Origin of the sequence: Solibacillus sp. FSL K6-1126 (assembly GCF_038003445.1) — a bacterium.
Classification (GTDB): domain Bacteria; phylum Bacillota; class Bacilli; order Bacillales_A; family Planococcaceae; genus Solibacillus; species Solibacillus silvestris.
Genome location: NZ_JBBOPD010000001.1, coordinates 1,967,823 through 1,985,809, shown reverse-complemented (window position 1 = coordinate 1,985,809; position 17,987 = coordinate 1,967,823). Strand labels below are relative to the sequence as shown.

Below are 17,987 nucleotides of genomic sequence, written 5' to 3'. Positions count from 1 at the left end.
TGTAATGTGATTATTATACAGCTGCAGTTTCCAAAAGCTGTTCAATCGCATTTTCGATATCCAGGAATGAAGCATCCGGCTCAAAACGTTGAATGACACGGCCGTTTTGGTCTACTAGGAACTTCGTGAAATTCCAGCGAATATTGCGGCCGATTAAATAATCAGGATAGTTTGTTTGAATTGTATTGTACAAATGTTTTTGCTGCATTGTATCACGTACAAATTCCGGACAATCAACCTCGTGTTTTAAGTAGTTGAATAGCGGATGAGTCTCTTTGCCATTCACATCGATTTTATCAAATACTGGATATGTAACACCGAACTGTAGCTTGCATTGTCTTGCGGACGTTTCTCCGTCTTCCGGGTTCTGCTCGCCAAATTGGTTGCATGGAAATGATAGTACTGTGAACCCTTTTGCTGCATAGCGTTCATATAACTTTTGCATGTCTTCATATTGAAAAGTAAATCCGCAGTTACTTGCCGTATTCACAATCAACATCACTTGATCACGATAAGTTTCCATTGACAGGATCTCACCGTTCGTTTTTTTCACTAAATAATTATAAATACTCATTAAGTCATTCTCCCTAATTCAGTTAGTATAAAACTATCATATTATAAAATTCTACGAAGTACAAAATTACTAACCTGAAAGTTGTAAAAAGATTAGCATTAAATGAGCAAAATTAAAGGCGCATTGGATTCACGAAGAATCATGCGCCAAAATCATTCGATGGCTAACCGACCATCGTTACTAGCATCACCACTTATTTTATGTTTATACAAAATAATTTTCTTTTGTTTTTTTAATATGATCCCGAGTAATTTACACGCAGCTGGGTATTCATATGAGTAGTACGGGAAAGATAACGTTGTATGAAAGGAGCGAAAAAAAACATGCCAAGAAAACTGGTAGCTGCAATAAAAAAGCACGCCCTTCCCTTTAACGAACATGGTTTAAATAAAATTGTCGATTCGATTGGAAATGCCCAAATTGTGATGATCGGTGAAGCGTCGCACGGTACATCGGAGTTTTACACAGTCCGCGCAGAGTTAACTAAACTTCTGATCAACCAAAAAGGGTTTAATATAATCGCTGTTGAAGGAGACTGGCCATCTGCACAGGCAGTAAACCGCTATGTAAAAGGTTATGAAGATGACAATGCAACTGCCACAACAATTTTAAAGGAATCTTTTAACCGGTGGCCGCAATGGATGTGGGCAAATGAAGAAGTAAAAGAATTCGTAGAGTGGCTAAAGGATAAAAATGACACATTGAGCAATAAAGTCGGGTTTTATGGTATTGATTTATACAGTCTCTTTGAATCGATGGATGAAGTAATACACTTTTTATCTGAAAACCCTAAGTATAAAGCAGATTTTGAGCACGCAAAGAAGGCATTTTCCTGCTTTGAACCTTACAACAGAATGCCCGAACATTATGCCCTTTCCACTGCTCAATTTACGGATGAATGTGTCCGTGAAGTAACAGATTTGCTGAAATCACTGCGAAATAACAAGGAACAGTACTCGAATAAACATGAGGAAGATTTAAATGTCATGATGAATGCGCTTGTCGCGAAAAATGCTGAAACGTATTACCGCGAAATGATGCAGGATGCAATCTCGTGGAATACACGCGATTCACATATGGTGGAAGCGATTAATGAATTATTGAAGTATCACGGTAATGATGCAAAAATTATTATTTGGGAACATAATACACATATCGGAGATGCATCCGCCACAAGCATGAAAGAAGATGAGATGATCAACGTCGGTCAACTTATTCGTGAACAATATGGAATGTACAATACTTTTGCGATCGGCTTCGGGACGTATGAAGGTACGGTCATCGCTGCTGACAGCTGGGGAGATCCTTTGCAAATAATCCAAGTTCCCTCTTCCAAACTCAACACATGGGAAGGACAGCTCCACGCAGCTGGCGGACAAGATAAAATACTGATTTTTACTGATGAGAATCGGAAATTATTCAATGATCGGATTGGCCATCGTGCAATTGGTGTAGTCTACCATCCTGAATATGAAGTATACGGAAATTATGTTCCATCCAATATTGGTTCAAGATACGATGCATTTATTTACATTGAGCAGACGAAAGCTTTAAAACCTTTATAAAGCAAGCCTACGTTGATCGTATGGCTTGCTTTTTATTTTTAGGCTCTGTTGAAACGCTGTGACATAACGTATTAAGGAAAGATAGATTCGTTTCAATATTATTACCTTTTCACCACTCTTGTTGTGTGATGATATTAGGTAATAAATTTATCATAATTCACCAGTGAACTTGAAGTTTATTCCCATTTGGGTCATAAAAGTGGAAAAAGGCATGCCCATTATCTTCTTTTATATCTTCGACCGTAACTTGATGATCAATTAAGTGTTGATGAAATTTAGATAGTTCAGGACTCGTGAAGCCAATGCTAAATTCCTGGTTATTATCAATTGTGAAATGTGCAAATGTTTCATCTTCAGTAGGAACTAAGATTAATAAGAATGGTCCTTCATTTACTTTTAAAATGGCTCTTTCCTCAGTATTGTTTAGTAATTGGAACCCTAATATATCACTGTACCATTGTGCAGACACTTCTAAATCCTTTACAGGAATTCGAATATAATGGACTTGTTCAATAAATGACTTACTCAAAGCAATTTCTCCCCTTTATTAAATCAGCTATATAAAAGAGTTCTCTTTTTAAAAGCCTTTTCCCTTCCAATTTTTGCAATAGCTCGACCTTTAAATGAAAATAATTTTTTTACGATCCAGTGCATAACCACCTATCACCTTCCATTTTATTCTATAATAGTAAACATACTTATTACTATAAAACAGGAGGAACCTATGATTAAAGAAGCGACACTGGACCAAGCATCTGCAGCAGCTCACCTTGCTTTACTCCTTTGGCCAGGTAATGATTTACAAGAATTCGTACAGAACATGGAAGACGTTATTACAAACCAGAACAGTACTATTTTCTTAGCATTTAACGATGAAGAACCAATGGGGTTTGCACAATGTCAGCTCCGGTTTGACTATGTGGAGGGTACACATTCCACACCGGTTGGCTATTTGGAAGGCTTATATGTAGTAGAGGCTTCCCGTAGACAGCATTTCGCACAACAGTTAGTACAAGCATGTGAACATTGGGCTAAAGCAAAGGGATGTACAGAGTTTGCGAGCGACTGCGAATTGTCTAATAAGGACAGTTTAAACGTTCATCTTAAATTAGGCTTTACAGAAGCGAACCGCATTGTCTGTTTTACGAAAAAACTTTAAAAGGAGCGGTTCATAGTGGAATTTAAAAGAATGGAAGAATCCGATTTAGCAACATGTACAAATACATTTATAAAAGTATTTAATGCAGAGCCGTGGAATGACAACTGGAACGATGAAAGTGCGCACCAGTATTTATCCGATTACTACAATACCCCAAATTTTCTAGGTGTAATTGCTATCGAAAATGGTGTACTCCTTGGCTTTATAATGGGCGTGCAACGGAAGTGGTATAGTGGCGATGAATATTTCATCCATGAAATGTGCGTCGATCAAACGTTGCAAAATAAAGGAATTGGAAAAGCGATGCTCAACTATTTAGAAATCCAGTTGAAAGAGAAAACAGTTGAATCGATGACACTACTCACAAACCGAAATATTCCAGCAGAACATTTTTATAAAAACAATGGCTTTGATGAAATTGAACGTCTCGTCTTTTTATATAAGGAAATAAAATAGTACGCTCACAAAAAATGGCTTACCACTATTTGGTAAGCCATTACAATAAAAAGAATTAATTTGATAGGGCGATTTTAATATGAGCGAAATGATGCTCTTCATGCCATGCCAATTTCGCTAATTTTTTGGCTACTGTGATTGGCCCGTTTGTCTCATGTGTAAATTCACGTTTTAGCTGGTCTTCAGTTATACGTTGACCTAACGAAACGATCCGCTCATTAATACCTTCAAGCATTTTAATCGAACTTTCTACAGGTAAGTCATTGTCTGGCAGTACTGCCCACTTTTCTTGATTAAATCCCGGCACTGTCGGGTTATCGTCCGTTAGTGCCAGCTTCAGCCGCTGATACATGTTCAGCTGTGAATCAGCAATATGATGAACAAGCTGACGAACTGTCCAGGCACCTTCGCGGTAAGTTTTGTTTAACTGCTCTTCATTTAATGAATCGACCACTTCTCTTAAACGTGTCGTAAATGATTCCGTTTGTTGTAACCATTCCTTTACATTGGCAAGTGTCACCTGTTCAGGTACTTGCAATGGACCAATAGGAAACTTTACATCCATGTTAAAACGCCACCTTTGTCTGTTTATCCATTAGTGTTTAATTTTGTCGTCTTCAAATAACATTGTCCCATTCTCTTTTAAATTGTTATGGAATGAGAATGCTTTTTCAAGGATATGCGGTGTTTGGCCGCCTACTTTTTCTTTTGCCTCTTCGAAATAAGCACGTAACTGTTCTTTATATTTCGGGTGTGCAATTTCAATCAATTTCTCTGCTCGCTTCACTGGTGGAAGTCCACGAAGGTCCGCATAGCCCTGCTCCGTTACGATGACATCGACATCGTGTTCTGTATGGTCGATATGTGAAACGAATGGAACGATTGTTGAAATAGCTCCGTTTTTCGCTAATGAAGATGTAACGAAAATAGTAATGCGTGCATTACGTGCAAAGTCACCAGAACCGCCAATACCGTTCATAATCTTTGTGCCGTTAACATGAGTTGAGTTGACGTTACCGTAAATGTCGACTTCAATTGCTGTGTTAAACGAAATAACACCTAAGCGACGAATTACTTCCGGGTTATTCGAAATTTCCTGTGGTCGGAACATAATTTTATCTTTGTACTTTTCCAAGTCTTCCGCTAGTGAGTCCACGCGCTTTTTGGAAAGCGAGAATGCTGTACCTGCCGCGAATTTAACGATACCCGCATCAATCAGGTCAAACACACCATCCTGCAGTACTTCCGAGAATACTTCAAGATCTTTAAATTGAGACTTTTGCATGCCGTTTAATACGGCATTTGCTACCGAACCAACGCCTGATTGTAGCGGCGCTAAAGATTCCGGTAAATTCCCTACTTCCACTTCATTTGCCAAGAATGCTAATAAATTATCGGCAATTTTCTGTGTTTCCTCGTTTGGCTCGAATAATGGTGACGGAATATCCGGCTGCTCCGATAAAACAATCCCTTTTACTTTCGCAGAATCGACTTTAATTCCGATTTCACCAATTCGGTCCCCTGTATTGTAGATAGGAATTTCTTTACGCTCGCCTTGTGCTTTTTGAACATAAATATCATGAAGCCCTTCATATGCTTTTGGGGCTGTTGTATTAATTTCGATAATCACGTTTTCAGCTTTTTCTACAAAAATCGGTGAGTTCCCTACAGAACCTGTTGGAATCACGAGACCGTCTTCTGTAATTGCTGCTGCTTCAATAATCGCATAATCAATTTTACCTAGTGAACCTTTACGTACTTCTTCCGCTGTATGTGATAAATGCTGATCAATATAGTAAATTTCCCCGTTGTTGATTTTACCGCGCATAATCGCATTACCTTGATAAGGCACACGTAAGTTGATGATGCCTGCTTCTGCCATCGATTGGTCGGCAGTTGGACCCAATGATGCCCCTGTATATAGATTTACTTTGAAATTTTCCTGCTCTCCCCGTTTAGAAAGTGCAAGAGGAAATTCTTTAGGCTCTCCGAAAAGTGTAAAACCACTCATTCCCAGATTCATGCCGTCTTCAATCCAAGACGCGGCTTCCTCTGCTGAAACAACTTTGTTTAAAAACGCTTCATTTCTGATGAACTGACTTAAATCTTTTCCCATTAACAATCACCCCAAAATAATATTTTTAGTTCGATGTTACGATGAATTTCTGTAAATCCATATAGCCAATTAAAAAATCCGTTACACCTAATTTTTTAATCGCCTTATCTATATTGTAATGAGAGATTCGTCTTTCGTCCATTAGATACTTCCTATAATTTTGATAGATAAAAACTATAGTAAATAAAAAAGCAGATTTAAGGAGTATTCTTTCACCTAAAACAATATTTTTTTCGTCACACCATTCTATTGACAAAATGCGATATCTTTATCCTCTGCACTAGGCCTTACCGTCGGAGTCTCTTTTTGTTGCAGTAACATTTCCAGGAAAACTCGCCTTCATAAAAAACAACACCTCTTCTTAAAAAGAGGTGCCATCACTATTAAAACTTCTTCATCCATTCCACGAAGTTCACAATCACGCCGTCTAAAAATGCGATTGTCGCTTCATCTGTCAGTTGTCCTAGCGCATCAATTTTTTCATGAACGGCTCCAATATACACTTCGTTACCAGGTAAAATCGGGGAATTTAAACCGATTGCAAATAAAATATCTCGCAAATGCATTTGGGCTTTAACAGAACCTAACATTCCCATTGATGACCCCATTATAATGGATGGTTTGCCGTTCATCACTTTATCCACACGGCTTAGCCAGTCGATGGCGTTTCCTAACACACCGGGGATTGTAGCGTTATATTCAGGTGTTATCCAAAGAACTGCATCAGCTTCTTTTACTTTTGCCTTAAAGTTTAATACTGCTTTTGGAGGATCCATTTCGATATCCTGGTTATACATCGGCAGAGGGGTTAAATCCAGAATTTCCAAATCGAACTTATCAGCATATCGTGCCTGAATATATTTTGCGATCTTTAGATTGTATGATTCTTTACGGATACTTCCTACAATTGCTACAACTTTCATATTGAAAAACCTCCATTATTTTAGAATTCAACTATAAATGTTTTGTAAACTTGCTGCTGCCACCATGTAAATGGGCAATGATTTTAGTTTGCGACTTCCGTTTATTGATATACCCTACATTCTTCAATGTCGAAACCAATGAAAAAAACACGTAACCGTTCATTTAAGAAAACTTTTACGTGTTGATGACTGTTTCTATTTAATTAATGATGAGCATGATCGATTGCCTGATGGAGCAAGTTGATAACATGTTCATCTGCACTTGTATAATACAATGTCGTCCCTTCACGCCTGAATTTTACTAAACGTAAATTCTTCAAAAAACGTAACTGGTGGGAAACCGCCGACTGATTTAAATCGAGCTTTTCTGCAATGTCATTTACCGAATGCTCTTCACAGCATAACATGTTTAAAATACGGATTCGTGTCGGATCGCTTAACGCCTTGAACGTTTGCGAAACGACAAACAATGTTTCTTCATCCAATTCATGTTGGGTTCTTTTTTCCATTGTCATACGATTTACCTCTTTTCTCTTATACGCCAGGCGTAATTGATTAATGATGGTGGTGGTGGTGCTGATGGCTTGAATCTTGCTTCGCTGTACAATAAACCGAATGGTCGTGCTGATGCGTAGTTGTTTCAACTTGAATCGTCACGTGATGAATATTTTGATGTAGAAGATCATGTTCAACTTTCTCTAAAAATTGCTCACTTTCCTTAATCGTCAAGTCATCATTTACAACAACGTGACATGACAGCGCATTTAATCCACTTGTAATTGTCCAGATGTGCAAGTCGTGAAGCGCTTTTACCTCTTCATATTTCTCAATCGTTTCTATGATTTCATCAACAGTTATATCCTGAGGTGTGCCTTCCATTAAAATATGCAATGAAGCTTTCGTTAAATGATATCCGCTGCGAAGTACAAGCGCAGCTACAAAGACACTGGCCAATGGATCTGCCCATCCCCAATCAAAGAACAGTATAAGCAATGCGGCAACAATGGCACCGATTGAACCGATCATGTCACTGATCACGTGCAAATAGGCGCCTCTCATATTTAAATTTTCCTTCGTATCCGCACCGCGCATCATAATCCATGCGACTAAAATATTTACTGCCAACCCGATACTGCTGATTACGAGCATCCCGGTTGAAGCAACTGCAGGAGGATTCATGAAACGGCCGATCGCTTCATAAAAAATAAACAGCGCGATGATGATTAACGTCAGTCCATTTAGTGTGGCAGCCAATATTTCAATACGTTTGTAGCCGAATGTTTTACTGGCATTTGCTACTTTTTGTGCAAATACAATAGCCATTAATGCAATTCCAAGTGAAACGGCGTCGCTTAACATATGTCCTGCGTCAGAAAGCAGCGCAAGACTGTTCGTCAGCACCCCACCAATCGCTTCGACAATCATAAACCCGGTAATAATTAAAAAGGATATAAACAGCACTTTCTTGTTCGTACTATGCGAATGATGATGGTGATGATGATGCTCTCCCATTTAAAACGCCCCCATTTATTTTATATATGAACATATACTCATATATTAACATATTATGAATTCAGAAAATAGTCAATTACATATGCCCAGATTTAATGGCTGAAATTTTTTACACATGAAAAGATTTGCTAATTTTAGGAATTGTATACAAACTATAGTTTAGCTGTGAAAAACAACTAAACTATGTTCTGTACAGGAGGTAGATTTGATCAGCAATGTATGACGCATTTAAATAACCTCCATCTTTTAACCACCACGAGATCACACCGACAAGGGACGCCGCTTTTATATGACTGTCTACAAGCGATTTCGACGAAACACGGTCACTGTTCAGCCTTCTCGTATCAATCAATTGTTTCATTAATTGAAATAGCACTTTTTCAAATTGTTCAAACTGGAAAAGTAATCGTAAAGCGTGTTTTTGTGAGGCCAAATAATTGAGCAGCTCAACTAAATGTTCCTTTTCGTTTAACAGATGAATATGGTTTAAATCTGTTATTTTTTCAGTTACTTCATTGAAAATTTCTTTTGTTAAATCATCCATCAAATGATTTATATCTTCATAATGCAAATAAAATGTTGTTCGGTTTAACGTGGCTTGCTTTGTTACTTTTTGTACAGACAACTGACTAAGCATTACTCCTTTTTCCAAAAGTTCGAATACCGCTCTCTTTAACATTTCTTTTGTACGGATTGTTCGTGGATCTATTTTCATCATCAGATTTACCATTCCTGTCTATAAAATATTATTAAATCTACATATTTGAATAATTTGTCGATTAGTCTACAAAGTGCTTCATATTGTGTATGTCAAAGGCTCCTGCTCATTGTTAAAATACTTATTAGACAAACTGTCTATAAAGTTATCGTAGCGTAAGGGGTTTTAAAATGCAAAATGAATTATCGGAACAAACTAGAAAAATACTGCTGATCGTCATGATTGCAGGCTGTTTTTTCTCCACTTTAAATCAGACATTACTCAATGTCGCACTAAGTGATTTAATGAACACCTTTTCGGTATCGCCTACAACAATTCAATGGCTCGCAACAGGTTTTATGCTTGTGAACGGAATTTTGGTTCCAATTACGGCATTTTTAATGAAGCGCTTCTCAACACGCCAACTGTTTATTAGTGCGATGCTATTTTTATTAGCCGGTTCTGTTGTAGCAGCATGTGCGATGAACTTTGGCATGCTTTTAACAGGACGTATGATTCAAGCTGTAGGAGCAGGTATTATTTTGCCTTTAATGATGACCGTAATTGTCTACTTGTTCCCTGAAGAAAGAAGGGGCGCTATTATGGGGAAAGTCGGATTTGCGATTATTTTTGCACCTGCCATTGCCCCGACTCTTGCAGGATTTATTATTGATTATTTATCATGGCGCTGGCTGTTCATTAGCTTAATTCCATTTATCGTTATTATTATTGTCTTAGCGTATAAATACTTGATGAATGTAAATGAAGGTGCGAAATCGAAAATCGATTTGATCAGCTTAATTTACTCAACATTCGGATTCGGTCTCTTATTGTTCGGGTTTAGTAGTGCCGGAAGCCGCGGATGGGATGATGGAGTTATTTTAACAACGATTGGTGCGGGATTGATTATTAGTATTCTGTTTTGCCAACGTCAACTGTCTTCACAGGATCCTTTACTGAATTTATCGGTATTCAGATATAAAATGTATTCCATGACGACGATTATAAATGTCGCAATTACGATCATCATGTATGCAGACTTGATTTTACTCCCGATGTATTTACAGGATGGCCGTGGTTTTTCTGCATTGGATGCAGGATTACTGCTGCTTCCCAGTGCGATTATCAATGCGTTTTTGTCACCGGTTACAGGGAAACTATTTGATAAGTACGGAGCAAAGCCTTTATTTATATTCGGTTTAGTTTTAGTTGCACTTTCGATGTGGCTCGTTATCGACTTGTCTTCTACTACTTCGTATGTATATATTCTAGTACGCACCATTATTTTACGGATTGGGCTGGCATTTATTACAATGCCGTTAAATACGGCTGCCCTTAATGCGATTCCAAGAGAACTGGCCTCACACGGGTCTGCCGTAAACAATACAATCCGTCAACTTGCTGGTGCAATCGGAACGGCTGTCATCGTAACAGCGTATACACTGCAGTTAACCGGTACATCCGTTCAGGTAAACGAAAGTTATGCAAATGCGGCTAGTTCAACATATTTCTATATGTTCCTATTAGCAATCGTTGCCTTTATTGTCGTACTTTTCGTTCCTAAACATAAACGGACAATGCCCGCTCAAGAAACAAACTAAAAACTGGTGAACCTCCGTAATCGGGGTTCACCAGTTTTTTTACCAGTTCCGGGCCTCATTGGCTATATAAAGTCCGACTGTTTTATTTTGCTTCCAAACATTATTCCATCTTTTTAACGGAACGGATGCTTCCCCGGCATATGGCGCGATTTCAACCGTCATTGCAGGGCGGTCTTTTACTTTTGTGAAGTAATCTTCAGATGCCGCTATTGGTTCATTTTTCTTTGTTACCGGCATTACTTTATAGCCGGTAATGGACGATACCCCTTTCACCAACTTTTTCGTTCGGCTGAACTTTGATTTCGTTTGGCTCCAGTAAATAAGTTGACCGGAAGAATGATATGAAATATACGCTAAATGATCCCCACGGTCGATCAGTCTTTTGATCGCAAGCGCTTCCGGTTCAGTATTTGGCGCTTTTCCTTTATATTCTTTGAACGAAGGCTTTGTCGTTTTGATTAAATGCCAGTTCACATTAAATTGACGATTCAAATCGACACCGTTTATATTTGCTTTCCAACGATTAAAATTGGTGCTGTTGTTGTTCATTGCTTTAAGCTTTGTCATCGATGTTTTTACTTTGCCTCCTTGCGCCAGTGTTACCCCATCAGGATTCACCATTGGCACAAATACGATGCTCACTTCACTTAAAATTTTCTTCACATCGTATTTTCCAATTTTAGTTCCGTTCAAATACGCTTTTAAATATGTATCAATCATTTCCATCAATACATTTGTCGTCATATGTTCGCGTCCATGAAAAGATGCATCCATTAATACTTCCTTTTTACCCGTTCCAACTTTTAATGAATATAAAGAACGTCCCTCAACCGAATTCCCGATTATCTTCAATTTCGTCAGTGATGGATACATTTGAGAAACGAGCTTTAGCTTTGCTGCCACTTCATCGGACGTGATTATTTTCGAACCATCGACTAACTGGATATAGTGAATATCGGTTAAAGGGATGTAGGCTTCTTTGGAAGAATAGTTGATAACTCCGGATGTACCTTTTAATGCCTTCAATAATAACTTTTCACCTTTTGATACAGTCTTTATGATGTTGCCGCGCTCATCTTTTAGTTCTGTATTCTTCTTCGCAACTACTTGTACCGGGTAATTACCAAGCCCGATTGCGTTTGAAGCTGCTTCGGCAGAAATCGAACTAAAACTGAATATGGCTGCAGCTAATAGACTGAACAACAATAGTTTCTTCATAAAATGCCTCCCGCTATGTATATCAAAACTTTTCTTCTATACCCATAACTTTACTATAAAAAACAGCCTGCAAGAATTACTTCTTACAGGCTGTTCGTATTAATTGTCTTTTACATCTTTACGATTCTTCTTCAGCATTTTTGATAATACTTCATATACAATCGGTACGATGATTAATGTTAATAATGTTGATGATAATAAACCACCAATTACTGTTACAGCAAGGTCTTGAGAAATCAGACCGCCGCCAGCACCACCGAATGCCATTGGTAACATTGCACCAATAGTTGCAATCGCCGTCATTAAGATTGGACGTAAACGAGTTGCACCGGCTTCCAGAATTGCTTCACGCATGTTCATGCCTTCATGTTCCATACGGATAATGCGGTCAACAAGTACGATCGCATTTGTGACAACAATTCCGATTAACATCAGTAATCCCATCATAACTGAAACCGAAATTGTAAGACCTGTTGCGAACAATCCAATCCATGAACCGATTACTGTAAATGGTAAAGAGAATAAAATCGCAAATGGTGCTAAACCTTCACCGAATGTTACTACTAAGATAAAGTAAACAATCGCAATAGCTGCAATCATCGCAACCCCTAGTTGAGTAAATGTTTCAGCCATATCTGCAGCTACACCACCTACACCAGTCGTAACGCCTTTCGGTAATTCTAGATTAGCAATTTTCTCATCTGCTGCAGATGTTGCTTTTGATATATCTTTGTCTGTGATCGTTGCAGATACAGTCGCAAAGTATTCGCCTTTTTGACGAGATAATGAATTTAAAGTCGTACCTTCTTCAAGTTCAACAATGTCACCAATTGTCATTGTTTGACCAGTTGCCGTTTGAATCGGTGTTTCCAGTAATTCATCAATATCCGCTGCTGCAGATTTTGCTTCGCGTTGAACAACTACATTAATATCAGCGCCGTCACTTTCAACAGTTGTCAGCACTTCTTTTGTATTATTTGTTTGTAAAGCCATTAAAATTTGAGCAGTAGTCAGACCGTATTGTAATACATTTTCCTGATCTACTTTGATTACATTTTCTACATATGGTGCAGAAGCATTAGACTCAACTTCATCAAGTCCTTTAACATCAACTAGAACATCTTCTACTTGAGCAACTGCTTCGTTTAACTTATCTAAATCTTCACTATATAGTGTATAGCTTACTTCATTCGATGACATACCCATCGCGAAGTTTTGCGTTTTCCACTCGCCGGATTGGCCAATGTTAAAGATATAGTCTTCTACTTCTTTTTTCGCTTTCGGGAAATCTTCCATATCCGGATCGAAAATCGCATAGATTAAACCACCGCCTGCACCACCGCCAGTCATCATTGCAGCAGCATCAGTAGAAGGTTCTGTGTTCACCGATAATTGTAAAATATCGATATCTTCACGTTTCAATAACTCTTTTTCTACTTCTTCAATATTCGTAAGTGTCTCTTCCATCAATTCGCCAGTTCCAGGTGTGTATGTTAAATACATTACTTTCTCTTCTTGAGAACCCATGAAACTAAAGCCGATTAATGGTGTTAGCGCTAGTGAACCAACTAATAGAACAATCGCAATAATTGACGAAATCCATTTATGGTTTAAAGATTTTTCCAAGAAATTACGGTATGTTACTGCAAGCTTACCGACTTCTTTATGCTGACTTTCAGACTTTTCACCGTAAATTTTCTTACGGAATAATGTGTGTGAAAGTGCAGGTACGATTGTAATCGCAACGATTAATGATGCGATTAAAGCAAATGACATTGTTAATGCGAATGGTACGAATAATTCCCCTACCATACCGCCTACAAATACAAGTGGTGCGAATACTGCAATTGTTACTAATGTTGAAGACATGATCGGCTTGAACATTTCAATTGTTGCTTCACGAATTAACGCACGGCCTTGTAATTTCTCTTCTTTTAAATGCATACGACGATAAATATTTTCTACTACTACAATGGAGTCGTCAATTACCCGTCCGATTGCAACCGTAATCGCACCAAGCGTCATAATATTCAGCGTAATATCCAGCCAGTGCAATGCCATTAAAGCCATGAATACTGACACTGGAATTGAAATAATCGAGATAATAGTTGATTTAAAGTCACGCAGGAATAATAGGATAATTAATACTGCGATTAAACCGCCAAATACCGCTTTTTCAACCATTGTAAAGACGGAATCTTCAATTGGTTTCCCTTGGTCTAAAGAAATATCGATTTTAAGACCTGAAATGGCTTCCTGCTCTTCTTCGATTAAATCTTTAACCGCATTGGCTACAGTCACCGTATTGGCATCCTGGCCTTTTACGATTTGAATCGCAATCGCATCTTTACCATTTGTTCGAGATACTGATTGCACTTTACCTACTTTTTCGATTTCAGCAATATCCCCTAGTTTTACGAAAGGAACCGGGTTGGTTTCAGAAGGTGTTACAGGAATCAGCATTTCTTTTAACTGTTCTTCTGTTTTGAACTTGCCGTCAACTGCAACAGCTTGCTCGCCATCTTCAAACTCGTATAATCCTAACGAGACTGCAAGGTCACTTGCCTGAATCATTTGCTTAACAGATTCTTCCGTTAAACCTAATTGTGCCATCTTTTCTTCATCATATGTGAAGGCAACTTCTTCAAGATGTTGACCTGTAACTGTCGCAGATGCAACACCGTCAATTTTGTTTAGTTTCGGCAAAATTATTTTCTCTACTGTCGACGTCAGTTCAATAATATCTTCATCCGAACTACTTACTGATAATGCAATAACAGGCATCATGTTCATACTGATTGCCATGATCGAAGGTTCTTGTGCACCTTCAGGAAGCTCAATATTATCTAAAGCAGCTTCTAACTGACGTTTCTTTTCATCCATATCCACGCCATATTCATATTCCACTTGAACTTGTGAAACATTTGATGAAGATGTAGAATATACAGCCTTTACATCTTCTAAACTTTCAACTGCCTTTTCATAAGGAATTGAAAGATCATCCATTACTTGCTCTGGTGTTGCCCCAGGATAAACACCCATAACGATTAGGAACGGGATCGAAATATCTGGAATCGACTCCATTTTCATACGCGTGGATGAATAAATACCGGAAAACACGATAATGATTGTTAGTAACCATACTGCAAGCTTATTCTTTAATACGAAATTAACCAAGCCCCTCACAGTTCCACCTTACCTTTCTTGACTATATGTAACCACCATTCTATAATAATGACTAGTCGGTCACGTGTCAATTGAAAGGGGCTTGAAAATATTATGACAAGAAAACAATTGATAATCGATTCAGCACTACATTTATTTGCCGAAAAAGGGATAGAAGCTACGTCAGTACAGCAAATTACCGATCATTGCGGCATTTCTAAAGGTGCTTTTTATTTATCATTTAAATCAAAAGACGAGCTCGTTTTTTCTATTATTGAACATTTTATGAACAATATAATTCGCGAAGTTGACCAAGCAGTCAGTGAAGGTAATACGCCTTCAGAAAAGCTCCATATCTACTTTGTTCATACTATGAAAGTATTGTCACACTATGCGGGATTTGCGGATATTTTGATGAAGGAAAACGTTTCTGCCATCAATAAGGCATTAATTGAACGGATTCATTATTATGTAGAGCTTTCCAATAAAAATTTGGAAAAGCTGCTGTTTGAAGTATTTGGCGAACAAATCGAGGGACGACAATATGATTTAGTCGTTATTGTAAATGGGATGGTTCAATCGTATATGCAGTATATTTTCGACTCGTGCCAGACATTTGATGCGATGAGGTTTGCAGATTCGCTTGTTGAGAAGACAACTTTATTAGCGACAAAAAGTAAAATAGCGCTGTTGCAAAATACTTCACAGTTTTACAGACGGATCGAAAATTATTCGATTGATCATATAGTGGAGGAACTAATGTTGCTTCAACAGCAGACGACGAACAACTTGGAACTCGATTCCCTCCAATTATTAATAGAAGAACTGAAAAGTGAAAATCCAAGAAATGCGATCATTATTGGTCTCATCTCCAATTTAGAAAAAAACGAGTCCTTTAATTGGATTACGTTATATTTGAAAAAGCAATACAGTTAAAAAGAGAGGGACCCAAAAAATGGATCCCTCTCTTTTTAGTTTTAGCTGTTTAGGAAACGAATGATTTCTCTTGCTACCGTTTGAGAATCTTCCACCATACCAAGATGTCCTGTATTGGTTTTTACTTTCTCCACATTCGGGTTGGATGTCGTAATCGGTGTGACAGCTTTGTCCTGTTCTCCTTCAATGACGAGAATTGGAATTGATATTGTATCGACAAGATCTCGTTGGTTTGGACGTGACTTCATAGCACCTAGTGCAGCAACAAGGCCTTCTTCTTTTCCTTCATAGGCAACTTCTTTTGCAAACAGCACATCTTCCGTTTTTGCATCGGGCGCAAGGAAGTTATGAATCACTCCGTCTACGAACGAGCCTGTTCCATGTTCCTGAATCTCTTCTTGTTGTTTCGTTCTTTTATCGATTGCTTCTGGTGTATCCGATGAGTCGGATGAATACAATAAGACAGCCTTTTCGATTTTAGAGTATTGTTTCTCGATTGCCGCCAATGTAATATAGCCACCCATCGAATGCCCGACCCAATAAGCCTTTTCAACTTTTTCCGTAACTAATACATTGATTATATCTTCGGCATAGCGATAAACTGTATATTCCCCTTCCGGCATTTCACTTTTTCCATGCCCTGGTAAATCGATTGCAATGACATCAAATTGCTTTGTTAAAGGTTCCATAATTTTTTCGAATATTGCTGTACTCCCTAAAAATCCATGTACTAATACTACAATTTCCCCAGAACCATTTCGCGTATAATTTAACATATAACCAGTCCTCCCCTGAATTCATCTCTTATCCTTTTCCGTATTTCTATAATAATAAACAAAATCAGCCATTTTAAACGGATTGCTTAAAATGGCTGTTCATTATATATAGGATTTTTTACGTCTAAAGGTCGGTTTGACTTCTGCAAACAAAATCGCAAAGAAGATAAGAACACAACCAACAAGCATACGCCCAGTTAAAATTTCATTTAAAATAAGGACGGAGAACATCGTACCGAACAATGATTCCGTTGATAGAATAATGGCAGATTTCGTAGGGTTTGCATATTGCATGCCGATATTTTGGCATACATACGCCACAGCAGTACAAAATATTGCCAAGTACACTATGATACCCAACCCTTCTGAAGTATAAGTCGTCGGCACTTCCCCTAGCATGACAACACTAATTACACTTAGGACAGTCGCCGTATAAAACTGGACAATTGTCAGCGCTAAAGCATCTTCAGTTTTAACAAATACATTTGTATAAAAAATATCGAAAGCGAATCCGACCGCACAAAGAATCGACAGGAAATCGCCGAAATTGATCGTCATTGAATCCTGCAATGATAAAAAACCAATTCCGACCACTGCCACACCAGCTGCGATAAACTCAAACCGGTCAATTCTTCTTTTGTAAATGACATAAGCGATAATTGGAACGATAATGACATTAATCGCTGTCAAGAATGCATTTTTAGATGGGGTTGTATATTCCAAGCCCATGGTCTGCAGGGCAAAGGCGATAAACAAGATTGCGCCGAGAATCGCACCTTTCCATATTACAGCTTTTGAAATGAGTTTTAATTTTTTATAGAAAATGAAACTTAAAATAATGGAAGCTAATAAAAATCTCCCGGCCATCAATTGAAAAACGGTCCAATGTTCAAGCCCTTTCGCCATTCCGACAAAACCGCTTCCCCACATGACAGCGGTGATGAGCATGAGCAGCTCACCTTTATATTTTTGCATATGATTCCTTCTCTCTTTTTAAACTACTGTTTATGTATAATTGTTTTTAGCTGAACAAACTACTTTTACAATAGACAAACTTCGAGGAAAAAGAAAGCGAAAATTCAAAAATTATCTTAACTTGCAGTAAAGTTAGAATTTTTTGCTTGACTGGGTTTGTTAGAAGTAGTTTTTTATTAGCTTAAAGGTATGTAGATTATGGTATTGATTTAGTTTTGTTCGGAGTTGTTACAAGAAAAAATTAGTTTACCAGTGTCGGATAATATGTATACACTTCGTATAGTTGTTTAAGGAAATTCCTTTTATATTGTCGG

At 38.0% G+C, this 17,987-nt stretch carries 17 protein-coding genes; 5 read left to right on the top strand and 12 right to left on the bottom strand.

Annotated elements, in window-relative coordinates; translation table 11 throughout:
- Positions 1-13 precede the first annotated feature (13 nt).
- The gene (locus tag MHH44_RS09695) at positions 14-574 is read right to left on the bottom strand and encodes a glutathione peroxidase (protein WP_008407088.1); all 561 of its coding nucleotides are present in this window, start codon (positions 572-574) and stop codon (positions 14-16) included.
- Positions 575-897: 323 nt separating this feature from the next.
- Here MHH44_RS09695 and MHH44_RS09690 point away from each other — a divergent pair, with 323 nt between their 5' ends.
- The gene (locus MHH44_RS09690; RefSeq protein ID WP_340798447.1) at positions 898-2,139 is read left to right on the top strand and encodes an erythromycin esterase family protein; all 1,242 of its coding nucleotides are present in this window, start codon (positions 898-900) and stop codon (positions 2,137-2,139) included.
- Between the two features lie 157 nt (positions 2,140-2,296).
- Here MHH44_RS09690 and MHH44_RS09685 read toward each other — a convergent pair whose 3' ends face one another.
- Entirely contained in the window at positions 2,297-2,668 is a 372-nt protein-coding gene (locus MHH44_RS09685; RefSeq protein WP_008407090.1) for a VOC family protein, read from the bottom strand.
- Positions 2,669-2,863: 195 nt separating this feature from the next.
- Between MHH44_RS09685 and aac(6') the strand changes: the two genes are divergently transcribed.
- Both aac(6') and MHH44_RS09675 read left to right on the top strand, forming a co-directional pair.
- A complete protein-coding gene (aac(6'), locus tag MHH44_RS09680) occupies positions 2,864-3,298 on the top strand; it encodes an aminoglycoside 6'-N-acetyltransferase (protein WP_008407091.1) in 435 nt (144 codons plus the stop codon).
- A 15-nt stretch (positions 3,299-3,313) separates the two neighbouring features.
- Positions 3,314-3,754 carry a GNAT family N-acetyltransferase gene (locus tag MHH44_RS09675; protein ID WP_340798446.1) on the top strand — a complete coding sequence of 147 codons (441 nt, stop codon included), beginning with the start codon at positions 3,314-3,316 and terminating at the stop codon, positions 3,752-3,754.
- Between the two features lie 55 nt (positions 3,755-3,809).
- On the opposite strand, the gene MHH44_RS09670 is transcribed toward MHH44_RS09675, so the two are convergent.
- From MHH44_RS09670 to MHH44_RS09645, 6 genes are all read right to left on the bottom strand, one after another.
- A complete protein-coding gene (locus tag MHH44_RS09670; protein ID WP_008407093.1) occupies positions 3,810-4,319 on the bottom strand; it encodes a YfiT family bacillithiol transferase in 510 nt (169 codons plus the stop codon).
- Between the two features lie 30 nt (positions 4,320-4,349).
- Complete coding sequence (locus MHH44_RS09665) at positions 4,350-5,870, bottom strand: succinate CoA transferase (RefSeq protein ID WP_340798445.1); 1,521 nt, start codon at positions 5,868-5,870, stop codon at positions 4,350-4,352.
- Between the two features lie 383 nt (positions 5,871-6,253).
- Positions 6,254-6,793, bottom strand: a complete 540-nt coding sequence (locus tag MHH44_RS09660) for an NADPH-dependent FMN reductase (protein ID WP_008407095.1) — start codon at positions 6,791-6,793, stop codon at positions 6,254-6,256.
- A gap of 203 nt (positions 6,794-6,996) precedes the next feature.
- Entirely contained in the window at positions 6,997-7,308 is a 312-nt protein-coding gene (locus tag MHH44_RS09655) for an ArsR/SmtB family transcription factor (protein ID WP_008407096.1), read from the bottom strand.
- A gap of 40 nt (positions 7,309-7,348) precedes the next feature.
- Positions 7,349-8,305, bottom strand: a complete 957-nt coding sequence (locus MHH44_RS09650; RefSeq protein WP_008407097.1) for a cation diffusion facilitator family transporter — start codon at positions 8,303-8,305, stop codon at positions 7,349-7,351.
- Positions 8,306-8,486: 181 nt separating this feature from the next.
- Positions 8,487-9,023: a TetR/AcrR family transcriptional regulator gene (locus MHH44_RS09645; protein ID WP_340798444.1), complete on the bottom strand. Its 537-nt coding sequence runs from the start codon at positions 9,021-9,023 to the stop codon at positions 8,487-8,489.
- A gap of 170 nt (positions 9,024-9,193) precedes the next feature.
- Between MHH44_RS09645 and MHH44_RS09640 the strand changes: the two genes are divergently transcribed.
- A complete protein-coding gene (locus MHH44_RS09640; protein WP_340798443.1) occupies positions 9,194-10,603 on the top strand; it encodes an MDR family MFS transporter in 1,410 nt (469 codons plus the stop codon).
- Positions 10,604-10,642: 39 nt separating this feature from the next.
- Here MHH44_RS09640 and MHH44_RS09635 read toward each other — a convergent pair whose 3' ends face one another.
- Both MHH44_RS09635 and MHH44_RS09630 read right to left on the bottom strand, forming a co-directional pair.
- Positions 10,643-11,821 (bottom strand): M14 family zinc carboxypeptidase, encoded by a 1,179-nt coding sequence (locus MHH44_RS09635; RefSeq protein ID WP_340798442.1) that lies wholly within the window; start codon positions 11,819-11,821, stop codon positions 10,643-10,645.
- Positions 11,822-11,920: 99 nt separating this feature from the next.
- Positions 11,921-15,007: an efflux RND transporter permease subunit gene (locus tag MHH44_RS09630; RefSeq protein WP_340798441.1), complete on the bottom strand. Its 3,087-nt coding sequence runs from the start codon at positions 15,005-15,007 to the stop codon at positions 11,921-11,923.
- Between the two features lie 93 nt (positions 15,008-15,100).
- On the opposite strand from MHH44_RS09630, the gene MHH44_RS09625 reads away from it, so the two are divergent.
- Positions 15,101-15,922 (top strand): TetR/AcrR family transcriptional regulator, encoded by an 822-nt coding sequence (locus MHH44_RS09625; protein ID WP_008407102.1) that lies wholly within the window; start codon positions 15,101-15,103, stop codon positions 15,920-15,922.
- Positions 15,923-15,963: 41 nt separating this feature from the next.
- On the opposite strand, the gene MHH44_RS09620 is transcribed toward MHH44_RS09625, so the two are convergent.
- Positions 15,964-16,698: an alpha/beta fold hydrolase gene (locus MHH44_RS09620; RefSeq protein ID WP_340798440.1), complete on the bottom strand. Its 735-nt coding sequence runs from the start codon at positions 16,696-16,698 to the stop codon at positions 15,964-15,966.
- A gap of 102 nt (positions 16,699-16,800) precedes the next feature.
- Positions 16,801-17,673, bottom strand: coding sequence for a DMT family transporter (locus MHH44_RS09615; protein ID WP_008407104.1), 873 nt, complete (start codon positions 17,671-17,673; stop codon positions 16,801-16,803).
- Between the last annotated feature and the right edge of the window lie 314 nt (positions 17,674-17,987).

Excerpts from the sequence above, each read along its gene's own strand:
- MHH44_RS09620 (WP_340798440.1), bottom strand. The coding sequence starts at position 16,698 with ATGTTAAATTATACGCGAAATGGTTCTGGGGAAATTGTAGTATTAGTA.
- MHH44_RS09640 (WP_340798443.1), top strand. The coding sequence starts at position 9,194 with ATGCAAAATGAATTATCGGAACAAACTAGAAAAATACTGCTGATCGTC.
- MHH44_RS09650 (WP_008407097.1), bottom strand. The coding sequence starts at position 8,305 with ATGGGAGAGCATCATCATCACCATCATCATTCGCATAGTACGAACAAG.
- MHH44_RS09695 (WP_008407088.1), bottom strand. The coding sequence starts at position 574 with ATGAGTATTTATAATTATTTAGTGAAAAAAACGAACGGTGAGATCCTG.
- MHH44_RS09625 (WP_008407102.1), top strand. The coding sequence starts at position 15,101 with ATGACAAGAAAACAATTGATAATCGATTCAGCACTACATTTATTTGCC.
- MHH44_RS09635 (WP_340798442.1), bottom strand. The coding sequence starts at position 11,821 with ATGAAGAAACTATTGTTGTTCAGTCTATTAGCTGCAGCCATATTCAGT.
- MHH44_RS09660 (WP_008407095.1), bottom strand. The coding sequence starts at position 6,793 with ATGAAAGTTGTAGCAATTGTAGGAAGTATCCGTAAAGAATCATACAAT.
- MHH44_RS09615 (WP_008407104.1), bottom strand. The coding sequence starts at position 17,673 with ATGCAAAAATATAAAGGTGAGCTGCTCATGCTCATCACCGCTGTCATG.
- MHH44_RS09670 (WP_008407093.1), bottom strand. The coding sequence starts at position 4,319 with ATGGATGTAAAGTTTCCTATTGGTCCATTGCAAGTACCTGAACAGGTG.
- MHH44_RS09690 (WP_340798447.1), top strand. The coding sequence starts at position 898 with ATGCCAAGAAAACTGGTAGCTGCAATAAAAAAGCACGCCCTTCCCTTT.
- MHH44_RS09655 (WP_008407096.1), bottom strand. The coding sequence starts at position 7,308 with ATGACAATGGAAAAAAGAACCCAACATGAATTGGATGAAGAAACATTG.
- MHH44_RS09665 (WP_340798445.1), bottom strand. The coding sequence starts at position 5,870 with ATGGGAAAAGATTTAAGTCAGTTCATCAGAAATGAAGCGTTTTTAAAC.
- MHH44_RS09645 (WP_340798444.1), bottom strand. The coding sequence starts at position 9,023 with ATGATGAAAATAGATCCACGAACAATCCGTACAAAAGAAATGTTAAAG.